Genomic DNA, 16,967 nt, shown 5'->3' with positions numbered 1-16,967 from the left:
TCTATCTATTGTATGAAAGGAAGTAGCATCATGGAGTCCGATGAAACTTTGAAAATTTTTATAACAGATGATGATATTTTCTTTCGTTCAGGGATTGAATTAGTTATAAACGCCGAAAAGCATTTAACCGTGGTAGGTAGTGCAGGGAATGGTAAAGAAACACTAGAAAAAATTAAGGATCTACAACCTGACGTTATATTAATAGATATAAAAATGCCTATGATGAATGGCATTGAATGCATACGTAAACTTAAATTAGAATATCCACATATGTATATACTGATTTTAACAACATTTAATGAAGAGGAATTCATAATCGAGGGGCTCGCTAACGGTGCAAATGGCTATTTAATTAAGGGAATTGATTTTATAAATTTAGTGAATACAATTCAGGATGTTGTAAAGGGGCAATACATTCTACCGGCAGAAGTAGCCTCAAAGTTAGCGACCTATCTCGTAAACACCATCAATAAGCAACCTAAGCTTCCTGAATTTATTTATTCAAATAATACATTTACAATTCGCGAACAAAAAATCATGTCCTTACTTGTTGAAAGGTATACAAATAAAGAAATTGCCGACAACCTATCAGTAAGTGTCGGCACATTAAAAAACTATTTAACAGTGATATATGAAAAACTACAAGTGAAAAATCGTCAGGAGGCTGCTGCTTTATTGCGTAATAGGTAAGGAAAAATAAAAGCAGCTGCCTTCTCCCATTTTACTTTCTACACCTACTTTTCCTCCGTGTTGTTCAACAATCTCTTTCACGATTGCTAGACCTAATCCACTACCATCAAGGTTTCCTTCTCTTTTTTTATAAAACCGTTCGAAAACATGATCCACTTCTTCTTCGGCAATACCGGTTCCATTATCAATTACTTCTATTATTACCTCATATTCTGATTCCACATTTCTATTTACATAACAATTTAGTGTAATCTCGGTTTCTTTTGATATATTCTTTGAAAACTTAAGAGCATTTCCAATATAATTTTCCATTACTTGTCTGATTCGAATATTGTCCAACTCCACACAGGCTTCTTCTCCATTTATTTTTGTCTCTAACTTAGCGATTTTGAATACTGCCTGTTGAGAAGGTAACATCACTTCTTTTTGTACGGCTCTATATATTTTTGTAATGTATTCTTTTATTTGTACTATTTCCATCTGAAACTTCAAATTTTGAGATTCTAACTTTGATAAATCAAAGAGATCATTATTTAGTCTCCTAATATAAGATATTTCATCTACCAACTTAGGAATTACAATCTGATTATCTAAATCTACTTTTCCCTCTTTCATGATTTGCAAATATGTCTGGACACCAACTAGCGGGGTTCCCATATCATGTGCAATATTCGCTAGTAATTTTGTCCTAGACTGTTGTAATTCAATTAACTCATTATTTTTTTGATGGAGTTTTTCTGTTCTTTCTTGAATTTTGTATTCCAATGTTTCTGTTAATTCGAATAATTCACTTGTTAATGACTCATTCTCTTTGAATAAAACTGTATACTTGTTAGAAATTATTACAGCTTGAAGCATAATAAAAATGATAAAAACATACTGTATCATAGAAAATGTATGTATAAGCATCATACTCTTAAGTAAATCATTTAAAACACCAAATACAATAAACAACGCACCAATAATATGTAAGATAGCCCCTTCTCTTTTTCGGATAATAGCCAAAATACCTACATAGAATACGAAATAGCAAGACAAAGCAACTAATAATAAAATGTGATATGGAAGCATACTTGTAAAGATTTGAGATGGAGTAAATAATATGATTAAACTTAGGAGAGACGCTGTAATAATCGAAATATACACCATTGATTGATGTACTTCTCTAGGAAATAAAAATTTTACTGTAAGAACGAGACATATGAAAAAAATCTCTTCAGATAAATATTCGATTCTTACGAGGTTTTCCCAACCAATCATATCAATAATTGGTAGTATAACAGACTCACTTACTGTAAATGTTCTAATTGCAAGGGCTAATGAGGAGAAACCAATAAATAGAATAGCAGGTTCATTATTTCTCTTAGCATATACTAATAAATGATAAAGCCCTATAATAAATAGTCCACCAATTGTAAAAAAGTTTAAAAGGTTCTCATTAATCAATAAACCAGCCAATGTATCAGGGTCCCCATATGTAACCTCATGAATAATGCCACCTTCCCGAAATGAGAAGTTTGATACTTGAATAACAATTTCCACAATAGTATCAAGAGGTTCAAAAAAGATGATATTTCTTTTTAATAATGGAGTTTCTTCAATAGCATTTGTACCTACCACTCCTGCCCCATCATATTCTTCCCCATCTACCCAAATTCTGTATGCACTTCCGATATAGTGAAACGATATTGCCTTCTGTTTGTTCACATCCTCGTCTGGTATATGTAACTTAAGTCGGTATGTACCATATCCAGTACTTTCTATGGATTCTCTATAAACCTTTCCATCGTTCCACGAAGAAGGAACAGCTATATAATCTGGAATATGCCTACTCTCACTTATATCAGAAGGTTCCAGTAACTCACCCCAATAAAACTCCCATTTACCGTCCAATGGAAACGGATTCTGTTGTTCAGAGTCTAGCACGATACTTCCCATTTCTTCCATATCAATTTGACTGAAAACACTTGTTGCTCCGAACATAATCAATAAAAATATACAAATTATTATCTTTTTCATGCTAGCTCCACCTTAATTACAGTTTCTTATTTTCTTAAGTATAGCATTTTATTTTTTCCAAAAGAATATAGCACGAAAGATGTACAAAGAGACTTAAAATAAGTGCAGGACTCTGCATTTTTCCCTTGCAGAGTCCTGCACTTTTATTTGGTCATGACTCAAATGTCAGTCTAAAGAAGCGTTCATTTTCTGTCGACAATAGGCATTGATGGTGGTACTGAACCTGCTATTTCAGAAGCCAAATCAATATAATCAAATGTTTGTTGAATACAGAAATATCCATTTTTCGTCAAACAATTTAAGCTATATCACTCCACTCATCCTTATTTATACATAACTTTATTTATACCACTTCTCAGAGAGTATATCCTTCTCTAATTCCAAGAGTTCGTTAATTATTTGATCGGCATCAGCAATTGAATTTACTAGAGGATCTGTCAACATAGCCCTTCTAAGTTTTTCATGGGTGCCTTCAATCACAGCTTCTGCCGTCAATTCATGAGTATCCAGTATGAGTTCTTGCATACCACGGATTCCACGAGGCATCTCTCCAACCGGTAACGGCTTCACACCTTCCATCGTAACCTCGCACAACAATTCTAGAAAGGCATCGTTGTTCATATTTGTTACTGCTCCCTCATTAAAGGTATTAATATAAAACGGTTTCCCTAATCCAGCCACCATATTTTCAATAATATCTGTAGCATGGTCTGGACCAAAAGTCGTCATAAACTTCTTAATAGGTGTTTCTCCAGCTAGGAAGCTGTCCACCTGTTGCCACATATCCGCATGGCGTTTATACCGATCTTCTGTTTCCCAAATTGAAAGTGGTGGAATTTGTTCCTTAAGTTTACCGAGTCCCTGCCAATAAGGAACATACTCCTTAGTGTGAGCTGTACATGTGGGGACATATCCAAAGATGTCATACAATTGGTAGCTTATTGCATCATTAAAGAGAGCCTTTGCTCCTGTGTCTCCGCCTACAGTCTCCGTTTCAGCTGATCGTTTCATTGAGTCTGCGATCACATGAAGTACATCCCTTCCCTCGTACTCTGCTTTTAATAGCCATGTAAAGTGATTCACACCGGCTATTCGTATATCGAAATTATCTTCAATCTCCTCTGTATACTCACTTTCATCTCGTATAATACCTGCACGTTTTGCGTAAATGATTTTTTTATGCGGCATATGGTGAGAATCACATAAGGAAAAGCTTTTAAGATTTGGTGCATACCGCTTTAACGCGATTCCGTGCACTGAAGCAGGATTAATATAATTAATGACCCAAGCATTAGGACAGATGTCTTCGATATCTCTAGCACAATCCATAATGACAGGGAGTTCACGCATTGCCCGAAAAATCCCTCCTGGTCCAATTGTATCTCCAGAACACATTCTTATCCCATACTTCTCAGAGACCGAGCAATCAATTCCTCTGTACTTAACCGTATTTTCAGCAAAACTAAGAACTACGAAGTCCGCATCCTTAAGTAACTGTCGCCTTTCAACAGATCCTTCTATCTTCAAATCCACTTTATTTTCTTTGACAACCATTCTAGCTAGCTTCACCAACTTATTCAAGCGTTCTTCATTCGTATCTACTAGAGCAAGAGTTCCTTTGTTTAGGTACTCTGAATGAACCATCTGCCAGATTGCTTGTCGACCAAAAAACAAACTCCCTGCTCCTATTACTACAACTTTTGGTTTATTACTAATCATTCTCCATCTCCTCCAATCATTTACTTCATTATCAATTATCAGAGAATTAAGAAAAATATAAAATGGATGAGAGTAAGTATAACATGTCAATTAGTAAGATTATTTTACCCGGGTAACCCCTTTCGTTATAATAGTTTAGTACACACTATATAAAAAAGTATGGAGTTGAATGCAATGGATTACGTTAATATTTTCAACGACCTCTCTGAACATGTCATGATTCATATAAATTCCTGCAGTGAAATTTCTCACACCAGTAGTTGGATAGAGAGTAAGCATCACCCAGACTTTGACTTATGGTACCTTTATAAAGGAAAAATTGAAATCCATATTCAAGAAAAAGTATATCAAGCTTCAGAAGGAGACCTTATTCTTTTCAGTCCTAAAATAGCATACACGGCAACAGCTCTAAGTTCCGAATGTAGCTTTATTTTTACACACTTTGACTTTGTACTTGGAAATCATTTTGGAATTTTAGACAATTTCCAGCTTTCAGGTATAATTTCAAACAAAATGGTTAAGGAAGAAAGCCGGCTATTTCTAGATACTTTTGACCAATATAAACTGAACACTCCGATGTCAGGCATCCGATTAAAGGGGTGCTTTACAATTCTGATTGCTAAGATTATAGAACTGTATGGAATTGGAAAATATCAAGGGGAATTTAAACATCAATCTTCTGTTCCGAAACAGAAGATGGGTTTACAAAATCTTCAACTGGTCTTTGATTTTATTCAAAATCATTTACATCAAACGATTAGCATTGGGGAGCTTGCTGTAATTGCTGGTATGTCTGAGAAGTATTTTTTCTATTATTTTAAGCAATCCTTAGGTATTACACCTAGTAGGTACATCTATCAATTAAGAATGAATCGTGCTCGTGAGCTTTTATACAGTAATCGATATTCGATTAAACAAATAGCAGAAAAGCTTGGTTACCCTGATCCTTACAGCTTTTCAAAAGCATTCAAGAAGTATTACAAAGTGCCACCTTCTCAGTTTGTTTAATAGTTTGATACATTGTCCAATCCCAAAGGCAAAGGAAGTCTTTTAAGTAGCATCAATCCCAAGAAAAAAAGTGACCTGCCACTGTAAATCTTTACAACACTGGGAGACAGGTCTGCTTTCTTTCTGCACTTTTATTTGGTCATACTCAATTGTTGTTTTATTGCTTTAAATTTGGAGATGGTTTTCCAAATAAGTATCCCTGGAACAATGCATAACCTAACTGTTTCAACCATTCAAAATCGTTTCTCTCCTCGACACCTTCTGCCAATGGTATAGATCCAATTTCCACTGCCTTCTGTAAAAACATTTTAGCAATCTCTTGCTTTTCCAGGTTTTCAGCCACACCTTGTACATATTGCATATCTAACTTCATATACTGTGGCGAGATATCTTCTAACATTTTAAATGTGTTATATCCTTCCCCTACATCATCCAATGCATATTCGAATCCTTTTTCTTTATAGTAAGACAATATTTTTTTCAAGTGTTCAATATCATCTACCTTCTCCGTTTCTACCACTTCAAAAACTAGTTGACTAGGATCCATCTTTAATTGGTTAGCTAACTTCACTGTCGAACGTAAGCAAAACTCAGGTGAGTAAATAGAAGTAGGAAGAAAGTTAATAAATGCTTTTTTATCATTTATATCAGCAGCATACCTCACTGCTGTCATCCTGCATAATTTATCTAATGCATATAAACGACCCCTTTTTCTTGCCGCATCAAAAATGATATTTGGATAGATCAAAGTCCCGTCTTCTTTATGAAACCTTGATAAAATTTCGTAGCCAAATATCTCTTCCTCTCGATTTACGATTGGCTGAAAATAACAAGTAAGATGTTCTTTTTCGATTACTTCATCAATCCACTGCATATTGTAAACTTCCTTTATTTCTGATAATGGACTCCATTCCCCATCATTCGTTCGAAAGAATACTTTAAGTAATGACATATGATCCGAAAAGAAATCAAATAGATCATTTACACCTTTCTCTTCCATAATAATAATATTGCTTTCAAGATAAGCATTAAAATTATTGCGCTTTAAATGGTCTATTACATCATCAATGACGGACGAGTTCTCTTCTCCATCAATCTTTATTTCATATTTCACTTCATCTATTAAACAACTTTTGCATGTCATTATTCATCCTCCTATCTTTTTAAGATAGTTAAGTTAAAAATACTAGGTTCGGTTTCTGTATTCACTATCTGTATATTATACCAATGTTAGTAGAGAAAAAAGTAAAGTTTTACTGAACTTAGGTCCTTCATACGATAGAGTTAGTCATTTTTATGAATCTAAACTTAACAAGGAAAGAAAGAAAAACAAGCATTGTCGTTCACTTTGTTTTATCAATGAGCTCTAAATATTGTGAATCTCCATATCCTATTGTTGGAAAAACTTCGAATAATCGGTTGAGCAATTCAGATGTAGGTAAATGTTTATTTTTTAAAATGTATTTTATTACGGTATTATTCTCTGTTTGCATTTCAAAGAATAACTCTATTGCCTGGTACATTACTGGAAGTAGTTCACATTTAGGCTTCATACGTTTGACCAATACATCTTCATAAACCGAATAATAGCTGCCTAAAGTAAGCTCCGTTTGGCTTACTTTAAATTCATCCTCTCTGAAGCTATTAAAAAACACTTTACCTTGATAGTGAGACTGCTCAAGATAGGCCAGGATAGTTAGAAGATTCATCTGACAAAACATGTCTTCCCCAAACCATAAAACAATATAGTTATAATTTTTCTTAAACAGATTATTTAAAGGTTTTATTACTTTATTGCTGTAATTTTCCAAAGAATCATGATGTCCTGATGCTCTCGTTTGAATAAACGCATGATCGAAAATATTTGTCGTAGTCGCATTTACACACATAGCTTCATTGAATGGTACGTAGTCAGAATCTCCCATAAGCTTTTTATTTTTAAATTCCTCATACATAACTTGACCGTTTAATACGTTTAATACATCTCGATCAAACAATCTTCTTTTTCTTTTTTTTAATTGTTTAACCTCCGTTGCTCTTGATATCTTCATTCTGTAACCCTCTTCCCCCAGATGAATAGTGAGTTTAGCAAATGATTGTACAGGCATTTGATTTAATTGAAATTCTCTTGGACTAACACCAAAAACCGTTTTAAAACTTCTACTGTAGGCTTCTTGTGATGAATAACCATAATCTAAGGCAATATGGATGATTTTCCGGTTATTTGCTAAATCTTCTGTAGATAAATATAGTTTTCTAAGAAGAATGTATCGTCTAATGCTTATACCTGTAGCCTGATGAAATTTAAAAGAGCAATAAAAAGGAGAATAACCCATGTAATTAGCTAAGCCCTCAAGTGAAAGTTCATTTGTCAAATTTTCTTCAATCCAATCAATCATCAACTGTATATACTCATTCAATTGCCTCACCCCTGAAGAAAATTATATACTACAATGATTTTATTCTTTTGATAGTTGTTGTACTTTAATAAATACCGTTCCACAAATATATTTCCATTTAAGCATAAATAAGCGATCATTTTAAAAAAAGCCTATCCAAAAGGTATTGTTTTGGATAGACTTGATTAGTTAGGTATACCTCAATTACTTATGATACGGTTCACCGTAACATAAGTAATGCAAATAATGTTTCCTATATTATTGATATATTTCAATTTTAAGAAACAATTAAAAAACAATTAGAGAACGAATAGAGAATGATTAAGGAACAAATAAGGAATAGTTAAAGTATTTTAATTAACAATAAGGTATAATTAGTGTAGAAAAAATTTCGTAAAGGATGGGATACTATTGTATCACCCTTCGTTTTCGTATACTAATATGATGGTTAGAGACTTGATGTCCATTGAACACTCTCGTGCGATAGTTGAAGTGATGCCCATTCCAGCTCATATTGAACGCGATTTAAAAGAACAAGCAAAGATTAAAATGACTCATTATTCTACAAGGATTGAAGGAAACACTTTAGATCTCGAACAAGTATCACGTGTGGTCAAGCAAAAACAGAACCAAACTCGTATTCCTGTTGAACAGGAAGTCCGAAACTATTGGGAAGCTCTTTCCTATTTAGCCCGAGAAAAGCAAAAAGGAATTCAAATTACAGAAACTTTTATACAGAAACTCCATTCTATTATTATTCAGCAAGGGGTAGGAAGGAAGCCATTTAAAAGTGAATATAGAGGGCCTACTCCACCTGGTGTTTTATTTGCAGTTTTTGATAATATCAGTGGACAACCAGATTACATACCACCAGAATATACGGATGTTTCTTCCCTGATGTCAGAATTTGTAGATTGGATAAAAATTGAGAACGAACTGCCTGCTCCAATTAAAGCTGCTATTGCAAGCTATCAGTTTTTAACAATACATCCTTTTGAAGATGGGAATGGAAGAACTGCCCGAGCACTTGCTTCTTACATTTTGTCTTTAGCTGATTATGATGTAAAAGGATTTCATTCTATGGAAGAATATTATGTTGAAGACCTACAAGGATATTATCAAAATTTACAAATGGGGTTACCCCCTCTTTATTATAGTGGAAGAAATGCACCTACTGATCTGGCCCCGTGGATTGAATACTTTGTTCGAAACATGGCCCTTGCATTTGAAAAAGTTGCAAATCTATCAAAACGTTATGCTAATAATGAGATAGATCCTAATGTTAGCCGTCTTGAACCAAATGAAAAAACGTTGTTGCGTTATCTTATAGAAAAAAATAGACCTGTAAAACCAAAAGAAATAGCAGAATTATTTCAAGTTCATTCAAGGACAATCTCTAAATGGTCTAATCAATGGATTGAAAATGGAATCATTCAACCGGCAAGTGGTGACAAACGAGTTACGTCATATAAACTAGGAGAGGACTTTCAAGATTTAACATTAAATGATCTTGGCTACGCTGAATAATAAATAAAAGCACAAAACAAAAATTAAATTAATTCTTAGTATATTTGAGGTTTTGCAGATGAATATTAAACTTTATATCGTAGGTAACAAAATAGAAAAATTTTATCTCGAAGGAATAAAAGAATATGAAAAGCGTTTGAGTAGATACTGTAAAATTAAGTTGCAAAGGTTTAAAAATGAAGAAGCACTCTTAAAGAAAATCACCGAAAAACATCACAAAATCCTTGTGTCAACTGGTAAGGAATCGTTGATTAGCTCTGAAGGTCTTTCGAAAAATATCGATAGCCTTGGTATTTCCGGTAAGTCAGATGCAGTTATTATAATGGGAACAGAAAGCATAACTGCTGATGAGATAATGAACATTAGTCCAATGGAAATGGATATTGGCTTAAAGACAATGATTATGTATGAACAGATTTACCGAGCATATCGCATCTTACATAATCAACCATACCACAAATAAAGGTGACTATTTTAATGTCACCTTTAACCTTTCATACCAACCTCTTTACTTTGATTATAACGCCATTTTTCATATATAGAACAAATTCTATGTAATCACTAAAATCGATAAATATTGATTAGAGTTTGGTGCGGTAACCATCACCCCGATTAATCCGAAACGCCCTATAAATTTGCTCTACTAATATGAGTCGCATGAGTTGATGAGGAAAAGTCATGTCTGAAAAAGATAAATGAGCTTGTGCTCTTTTTAATACATCACTACTCAACCCTACAGATCCACCAATGACAAAGGCTATTTTGCTTTTTCCATAGGTAGCTAATTGATCCAACTCTTTTGCTAACCGTTCTGAACTCCACTTCTTTCCTTCGATTGCTAAAGCGATGACATATGTATCTGTGGATAACTTAGCTAATATTCGTTCCCCTTCCTTCACTTTTACTTGCTCCATCTCTAAGTCACTCATATTTTCAGGAGCCTTTTCATCAGGTACCTCCACTACTTGAACGTTAGCATATATGGATAATTGTTTTAAATATTCATCTATACCTTGCTTTAAGTACTTTTCCTTTAATTTACCTACAGTTACTATTGAAATGTTCATTTTTCTCTCTCCTCCACACTTATCCACAGAACTTATCCACATATACACAGGTTAGTTGTGGAATTATCCACTAATTACGTACTTAGCACTTTCACCACAAAGAAAACAAGTTTGATTTTCCCCTAACTTTCCATCCACTAATTCTAACTGTGGAGGTAAACCTGTTTGATCAACTACCTCTTCTATTGCTTCATCTATATGGTTTTCACAGCTGTAAACCATCCTTCATCCTCCTTCGATCATTCATTCTTCCTATTTGATTACTCGAATTATAGCATACCCATCAAACATTATTATTCACACACTGTGTGGATAACTTGTAAAATACATAGGCACAGAACCCAATAAAAAGAGGAGAACATATAGCTCCCCTCCAACATTAAATTTATTAATATGATTCACGATCGAGAGTTAATTCTATTTCATGTCTCTCTCCTTGTCGATAATACGTAACTGTCATAGAGTCACCAATTTTCTTTTTTGTATATAGGTAACGTCTAAGGTCATTACTATCTTTAACCTCTTCACCATCTAACTCTACAACAACATCTCCTTCTTGAAGGCCTCCATTAGATGCTGGTGTATTTGGTTGAACCCCTTCAATATATACTCCGCCTTTAATATCTTCAGGTAGTCCTAGTGTATCATGCCAATGGAAGCTTGGAATTTCTTGTAATGACCGTGGATAAATACCCATTTGTGGTCGTTGTACTTCTCCATACTCCTCAAGATCCTGAATAACGGGTACTGCTATTGAGGAAGGAATAGCAAATCCAATTCCTTCTACAGCTGATTGGGCAATTTTCATGGAATTGATACCAATGACATCCCCTTGAATGTTTAATAGAGCACCTCCACTATTACCTGGATTAATTGCGGCGTCTGTTTGTAATACTTCTGCATTCCAGTCAGGGTGTCCATTACCAGATAAATCAATAGGTATGCTTCGTTCTACAGCGCTAATAATCCCTAAAGTAACAGAACCTTCAAATGATAGCGGATTTCCAATAGCAATTGCAGGTTCACCAGCACGTAAATTGTCAGAATTACCAAATTCCGCTACAGCTGTAACCTCTTCTGCGTCAATCGTTAACACCGCTAGATCTGTAAAGACATCTTCGCCTACAAATTCTGCTGGAACTCGTGCCCCACTATTTAGGGTTACCTCTATCTCCGATGCCCCATCAATGACGTGTTGATTCGTTACAATAAATGCACGATCCCCATCCACTTTATATACGACTCCCGAACCAGTTCCTTGTCCACCTGGGTCTAGAAATCCAGAGGACTGTCGCATATTAATAACACCAACAACAGCATCAGATACACGATCAACAGCATTAATTACTTCGGAGGTTATAGATAAATTAACCATCTCCGTTGGCATGTCTCCCAAAACCTCTTCCACTTCCTCTGATTCAAGGGAAGATTCAATGGTTCCTTTAGGATTTATATCATATGGAAGAAAGCCATAGTTTGATAAAACAGGAATTGAAAAAACTACAAGAAGTGCGCCCATCATAGCACTAATAAAAGGATAAATAACAGACCTTTTCGTAATTCTTTCTTTTGTCCTTCTTGATGATTGATAATGACCGTCATAATACCCCATCAAATAACCCTCCTTCAAATTCACATTTATTGAGAAAGATCATCATTACAGAACAATTACAACTACATTTTATAAAACTAGTAATCGTTCCGTCTATTAGAATTCATTATTTTCGATAATTTTCCACACAGTCACAGTTTTTCCCATATCTTATTTAAATAAACAAAAAATATTATACAGATACTAATGGAGTTGGAGAAAATGGATCTGTATCATATAGTTTCACTTGCCTTCCAATTTCAAACCCCTTTTCTTCTAACGTTTGATGAACAGTCATTTTAGCTAGTTCTTTCATATTATTATCTAAACTTAAATGAGCAAGATACACATCTGCAGGATCATCTGACAATATTTCCGCTAAGGCTAATCCTGCATCCACATTGGATACATGCCCTTCATCTCCTAATATTCTTCGCTTCACATTCCATGGATATTTTCCCATTCTAAGCATGTCCATATCATGATTAGATTCAAACACAAACGCATTTGCCCCCTTAGTAATTCCTTTAATCCTCTCACTTACATATCCCGTATCTGTAACAATCGCAAGCTTACGGTTATTGTTATGAAAGGTAAAAAACATTGGCTCCGCTGCGTCATGAGATACACCAAAGGACTCAACATCCAAATCAGCAAATGTCTTTACTTCACCTACTTCAAAGTGAAATCGCTGATCGAGAGAAATCTCCCCTAATGCCTTCTCCATGGCTAACCAAGTCCGTTTGTTTGCATAGATTGGTAGATTATATTTACGAGCTAATATGCCGACTCCTTTTATGTGGTCACTATGTTCATGAGTGACAAAGATACCATCTAATTCTTTTGGTGAAATATCTATTTTTTTAAAGCATTCTTCTATTTTCTTCCCACTTAAACCTGCATCTATAAGGAATCGCTGGTTTTTAGTTTCTACATAAACTGAATTGCCTGTACTTCCACTTGCAAGTACACTAAAACGTAAACTCATGTTGCCACACTCCATCTAATTTGATTGTATAGTGCCATCTATGGCATTTACATACTGATACGTATCACCGATACCTATCCTCCACATAGGAGCATATACTTGAAATTCTCCACTTTGTGGTAAAAGGCTATAAAAGCCAAGGCCTGCATCTTCTATTACTGTATTAGCAGGAATATATTGATTATCAAATAAAATTTCTATTGCTTGTAGAAGTGATAGCAATTCCTGTTCGCGAATTTCTTGATTAATTTCAATATAAGACTGATGGTATCCATCGATTGCTAGCTCCTCATTAACATGAAGAACTAAATGAAAACTTCCTCTTTCGTGGTTATCAATTGGTTGATCCATATATGTTTGAAAAAAACCAATGGTCCCCTGCTCTTCATCAAAGCTGGAAAACCGATAGCTTGTACCATTAAATACATGGTCTTCTAAGAAAGACTCTACACTAGCTTCTAGGTTATTTTCTGACAGTTTATACGGATTCTCTAACTCCGAATAAACCGTCCTTTCATTTGTAGTAATGGTAAACTCTTGATTCTCAAATTGACTTTCTAATGTTTCTAATTGAAATGTTTTTGAAAAACCTATAATTGGTGAACCCATTTTTGTTTCTTCTATATTACTTAAAGTAATTTCAATATTATTTTCTTCTAGTAGCTCATGTAAAGTTTCTCTATATATTAAATTAATGTTACCGGCTGTTTGCTTTTCCACCAACTGAAAACCTAAAAATATATTTAATAATAGAAATGTAACTATAAAAATTGATTTTGTTTTACTCCAATCCATTTTGATCCGCCTCACGATCTAGTACATCTATACTAGCGTTTTCAGGTATAGCAACATGTTTCCACGTTCCACGTTCCTTTACAAACCATGCAGGTTCAAATATAACTAATGAAGCTCCTTGCTTCCTCATGTAATAACCAATTGTTATGTCTTCCACTCGTTCTATTTGAACAGTCTCTATTTCCTCAATTATGTCTAAAAAGATTTCAAATGATGGTAATGTTCTTATCGTAGTACCAAAAGGATTTTCGTCAAGTTGAAATAAAGGGCGTACATATTCGGAAATTTGATTTCCACTACGAGTTATCTGTATGGAATAATGTTCACTGGCGTTATCAAGAGAGCCCATAATTGGCAATCCATCTACAAACAATGTATAAAATGCTCGGTCATTTATTGACCCTTCCTGCCATCGGTCTAATCTGTAGTCGTCCGTCCAACCAGAATGGCCATTTATAAAATCATTACTTGCCTCTAAAATCGAACGATCCCCTCTGACTCTTTGGTTATTGGAAGGATGTATATACCTAAGTACATCTCCATTTTCAATTATATTTAATAATCTATTTCCATCTGTATATGCATTTTCTTGATTTCCCTGGGAATAATGCTTTACACTTTCTGGGTCACTAAATAAGGATTGAACAAATGCATCCTCTGTAAATCTTTCTAAAAAGTAACTGTATTCATTTAATTCAAATGATTCATTAGGGACATAATTTCTTTCATATACATTATTCCTCTGAATCATACTATTTGTTTCTACTGCTACTATTTGATGTAAAAATTGGTTATACAATGTCTTAAGTTGATTTATGGATAGATTTGTATTTCCTTGATAAAAGCTTTGGTCAGAGGTTGAAATTAACCGAATAGATACCTCAGTATTTATTGATCTATCATTAACAAAAAGTAGGAATCGGTCGATAGTATTTAATGAAATATCTTGATCAAAGTTAACATCAAGCATCGTTTCAACCCACTCTATTTTAAATCGATTAGGAAAATATAATTCTATTCCCTCTACATCATATAAGGAATTAGCATAAGAATCTGCCCCTTGATAAAGGTAATCAATTCGAATACCTTGTAAATTTTCCAATATATTATCATAAGAATAATTAGTAGGGTTTAGCCAATAGCTCTGATCCTCTTCATGAATGTATATTTGATTTGGCTTTAAACTCTCTTTTATTGATCGTTCTTCTCCTATAGCTTCACTTTGAAAATAATCTGATTGTGGAATTATTTCATAATCTGGTTGAAACGTCCATATTTGCATCGTTAGTACAACACTTAATATAATCAAAATCCAAAGGGCGATTGTTTTCATATGTTCAATCATAGATCAATCCCCTCCTCTACATAAGGAAGACTAAATGAAATAGTTGTACCCTTTCCCCAATCACTACTTACCCAAATAGAACCACCGTGAGCTAAGACAATTTCCTTTGCAATGGCAAGGCCTAATCCTGTTCCACCTAAGTTTCTTGAACGAGCTTTATCTACACGATAAAACCGATCAAATACATGAGGAATGTTTTCCTTTGGAATTCCAACCCCTTCATCTTTAATACTAATTATTACACGTTCTTTCTCAACTTTCATTGAGCAAGTAATTTCCCCTCCTTCTGGAGAGTACTTCACAGCATTGGATACAATATTATCCAATAATTGCGTTAGTTTATCTCTATCACCATACACATATATATCTTTGTCCGGTATTTTATATTCAAAGTCGATAGATTCGTTCTTTGTGGACATTTCAAATCTTTCCACAACTTGATCTAGAAACTTAGGTAGGTGAATAGACGCAAAATTCATATGATAATCCTTACTATCCATTTTTGACAATTGTAATAAGTCATTTACTAAACGAATCATTCTCTCTGTTTCTGTTTGTGTTACTTTAATAAATCTTGGGGCAACTTCTGGGTCTTCAATTGCTCCGTCAGCAAGTGCTTCCAAATAACTTTTCATTGATGTTAGTGGTGTCCGTAGTTCATGTGATACATTTGCAACAAATTCTCTTCGTTCCTCTTCTATCTTTTCCTGTTCTGTAACATCATGAAGAACGGCAATTAATCCATTTTTTTGTTTGCCATTATCTTTTTCAATTACAGAGAAGTGAGCTTCTAAAATAGTCTCCTCTTCTTCATAATCAAAATCTAATAAAATTGGATCTGTAATTTTATATAAATCATGGTGCTTCATGAATTTATCTAAATTAAGCACCTTCGTAATTTCTGTTCCTAATACTTGATCTTGTTTTTTCTCAAGCATCGATTCGGCTCTTTTGTTCATTAAAATTATTTTACCATCTCTGTCTGTTGCAATAACGCCATCAGTCATATGAGTTAATACAGATGATAGCTTTCTTCGTTCCGCTTCTGTAGTTGCATTTGCGTCCTGTAGCTTGTTGTTTAGTTCATTAAAGGTAGTTGCTAACTGACCTATTTCATCATCACCATACACCTTTACATTCCTTGAAAAATCCCCTCGTCCCATCACTACAGCTTGCTTTTTCATATCTATTATTGGACGAGTAATTGTTCGAGCTAATAAAATTCCTAAAACAGCAGTTATTGCCAAAGCAATAATTGTACCTGTCATCAGAATTTGATTAATCTCCTGGATTTGATCATAAATATCCTCTATAGATGCTTCAATATAAATTGCACCTATCACATCGTCATCAGAATAGATCGGTATTGCTATTACCCTTGTACGATGTCCTGTTACTTCGTTTATTAAAGTGACCTCATCTTCTGTCCCTAATAAAGCTCGTTTTACTCTAAAATTAGTTGTTCTTTGGCCAATATTACTTCTTTGTCTTAGGTTTGAAACACTAATAACCGTATTATTCTTATCAATCACTTGCACATCTGTATTGTCATTATTAAATAAATCTGGATACAATTCATTAATTCTTCTAGATAAACTTCTCTCTTCATTTTCTTCATCTCTTTGCATTTCTTCCATAGAATAATACGCAAGTAAGTTTGCTCTTTCAAATAGGGTATCATTGTAGTTATCTACAAGTTGATCCTCTAATTTCCCAGTAAAATATACCCCAATAACTTGCATTGCTATTAAAATTAAAAGGACATATATAATGACAATTTTTAAGTGGATTGACTTATAAAAGCGAATTTTATTCATTT

At 34.1% G+C, this 16,967-nt stretch carries 15 protein-coding genes; 4 read left to right on the top strand and 11 right to left on the bottom strand.

Annotated elements, in window-relative coordinates:
- Positions 1-30: 30 nt before the first annotated feature.
- The gene (locus QA612_RS18460) at positions 31-690 is read left to right on the top strand and encodes a response regulator transcription factor (protein ID WP_278285300.1); all 660 of its coding nucleotides are present in this window, start codon (positions 31-33) and stop codon (positions 688-690) included.
- Here the strand turns inward: QA612_RS18460 and QA612_RS18455 are convergent.
- Together QA612_RS18455 and QA612_RS18450 are read right to left on the bottom strand one after the other, a co-directional pair.
- On the bottom strand, positions 673-2,709 hold the full coding sequence (locus QA612_RS18455; protein ID WP_278285299.1) for an ATP-binding protein: 2,037 nt from the start codon (positions 2,707-2,709) through the stop codon (positions 673-675). The two genes, QA612_RS18460 and QA612_RS18455, sit on opposite strands and share 18 nt — an antisense overlap.
- 339 nt (positions 2,710-3,048) lie before the next feature.
- Positions 3,049-4,428, bottom strand: a complete 1,380-nt coding sequence (locus QA612_RS18450) for a family 4 glycosyl hydrolase (RefSeq protein WP_278285298.1) — start codon at positions 4,426-4,428, stop codon at positions 3,049-3,051.
- 174 nt (positions 4,429-4,602) lie between these two features.
- On the opposite strand from QA612_RS18450, the gene QA612_RS18445 reads away from it, so the two are divergent.
- Positions 4,603-5,436: an AraC family transcriptional regulator gene (locus tag QA612_RS18445; RefSeq protein ID WP_278285297.1), complete on the top strand. Its 834-nt coding sequence runs from the start codon at positions 4,603-4,605 to the stop codon at positions 5,434-5,436.
- 157 nt (positions 5,437-5,593) lie between these two features.
- On the opposite strand, the gene QA612_RS18440 is transcribed toward QA612_RS18445, so the two are convergent.
- Both QA612_RS18440 and QA612_RS18435 read right to left on the bottom strand, forming a co-directional pair.
- On the bottom strand, positions 5,594-6,580 hold the full coding sequence (locus QA612_RS18440) for an EAL domain-containing protein (protein ID WP_278285296.1): 987 nt from the start codon (positions 6,578-6,580) through the stop codon (positions 5,594-5,596).
- Positions 6,581-6,779: 199 nt separating this feature from the next.
- Positions 6,780-7,856 carry a helix-turn-helix transcriptional regulator gene (locus QA612_RS18435; protein ID WP_278285295.1) on the bottom strand — a complete coding sequence of 359 codons (1,077 nt, stop codon included), beginning with the start codon at positions 7,854-7,856 and terminating at the stop codon, positions 6,780-6,782.
- Between the two features lie 390 nt (positions 7,857-8,246).
- Here QA612_RS18435 and QA612_RS18430 point away from each other — a divergent pair, with 390 nt between their 5' ends.
- The gene (locus QA612_RS18430) at positions 8,247-9,362 is read left to right on the top strand and encodes a Fic family protein (RefSeq protein WP_278285294.1); all 1,116 of its coding nucleotides are present in this window, start codon (positions 8,247-8,249) and stop codon (positions 9,360-9,362) included.
- A 58-nt stretch (positions 9,363-9,420) separates the two neighbouring features.
- Positions 9,421-9,825 (top strand): 23S rRNA (pseudouridine(1915)-N(3))-methyltransferase RlmH, encoded by a 405-nt coding sequence (locus QA612_RS18425; protein WP_278285293.1) that lies wholly within the window; start codon positions 9,421-9,423, stop codon positions 9,823-9,825.
- Between the two features lie 118 nt (positions 9,826-9,943).
- Here the strand turns inward: QA612_RS18425 and rlmH are convergent, their stop codons facing one another.
- The 7 genes from rlmH to walK all read right to left on the bottom strand — a co-directional run bounded on the left by rlmH (position 9,944) and on the right by walK (position 16,965).
- A complete protein-coding gene (rlmH, locus tag QA612_RS18420; protein ID WP_278285292.1) occupies positions 9,944-10,429 on the bottom strand; it encodes a 23S rRNA (pseudouridine(1915)-N(3))-methyltransferase RlmH in 486 nt (161 codons plus the stop codon).
- A gap of 63 nt (positions 10,430-10,492) precedes the next feature.
- Positions 10,493-10,651, bottom strand: a complete 159-nt coding sequence (locus QA612_RS18415; protein ID WP_278285291.1) for a CxxH/CxxC protein — start codon at positions 10,649-10,651, stop codon at positions 10,493-10,495.
- A gap of 166 nt (positions 10,652-10,817) precedes the next feature.
- Entirely contained in the window at positions 10,818-12,041 is a 1,224-nt protein-coding gene (locus tag QA612_RS18410; protein WP_278285290.1) for a S1C family serine protease, read from the bottom strand.
- 172 nt (positions 12,042-12,213) lie between these two features.
- Entirely contained in the window at positions 12,214-13,008 is a 795-nt protein-coding gene (locus QA612_RS18405) for an MBL fold metallo-hydrolase (protein ID WP_278285289.1), read from the bottom strand.
- Between the two features lie 15 nt (positions 13,009-13,023).
- A complete protein-coding gene (locus QA612_RS18400; protein ID WP_278285288.1) occupies positions 13,024-13,803 on the bottom strand; it encodes a two-component system regulatory protein YycI in 780 nt (259 codons plus the stop codon).
- Positions 13,790-15,148 (bottom strand): YycH family regulatory protein, encoded by a 1,359-nt coding sequence (locus QA612_RS18395; RefSeq protein ID WP_278285287.1) that lies wholly within the window; start codon positions 15,146-15,148, stop codon positions 13,790-13,792. The genes QA612_RS18400 and QA612_RS18395 overlap by 14 nt, the downstream gene beginning before the upstream one ends.
- The gene (walK, locus tag QA612_RS18390; RefSeq protein ID WP_278285286.1) at positions 15,145-16,965 is read right to left on the bottom strand and encodes a cell wall metabolism sensor histidine kinase WalK; all 1,821 of its coding nucleotides are present in this window, start codon (positions 16,963-16,965) and stop codon (positions 15,145-15,147) included. The genes QA612_RS18395 and walK overlap by 4 nt, the downstream gene beginning before the upstream one ends.
- Positions 16,966-16,967 lie beyond the last annotated feature (2 nt).

It is taken from the genome of Evansella sp. AB-P1 (assembly GCF_029688925.1).
GTDB lineage: Bacteria > Bacillota > Bacilli > Bacillales > Salisediminibacteriaceae > Evansella.
Note: the sequence above shows the minus strand (reverse complement) of the source record. Positions and strands in the feature narration are given on the sequence as shown.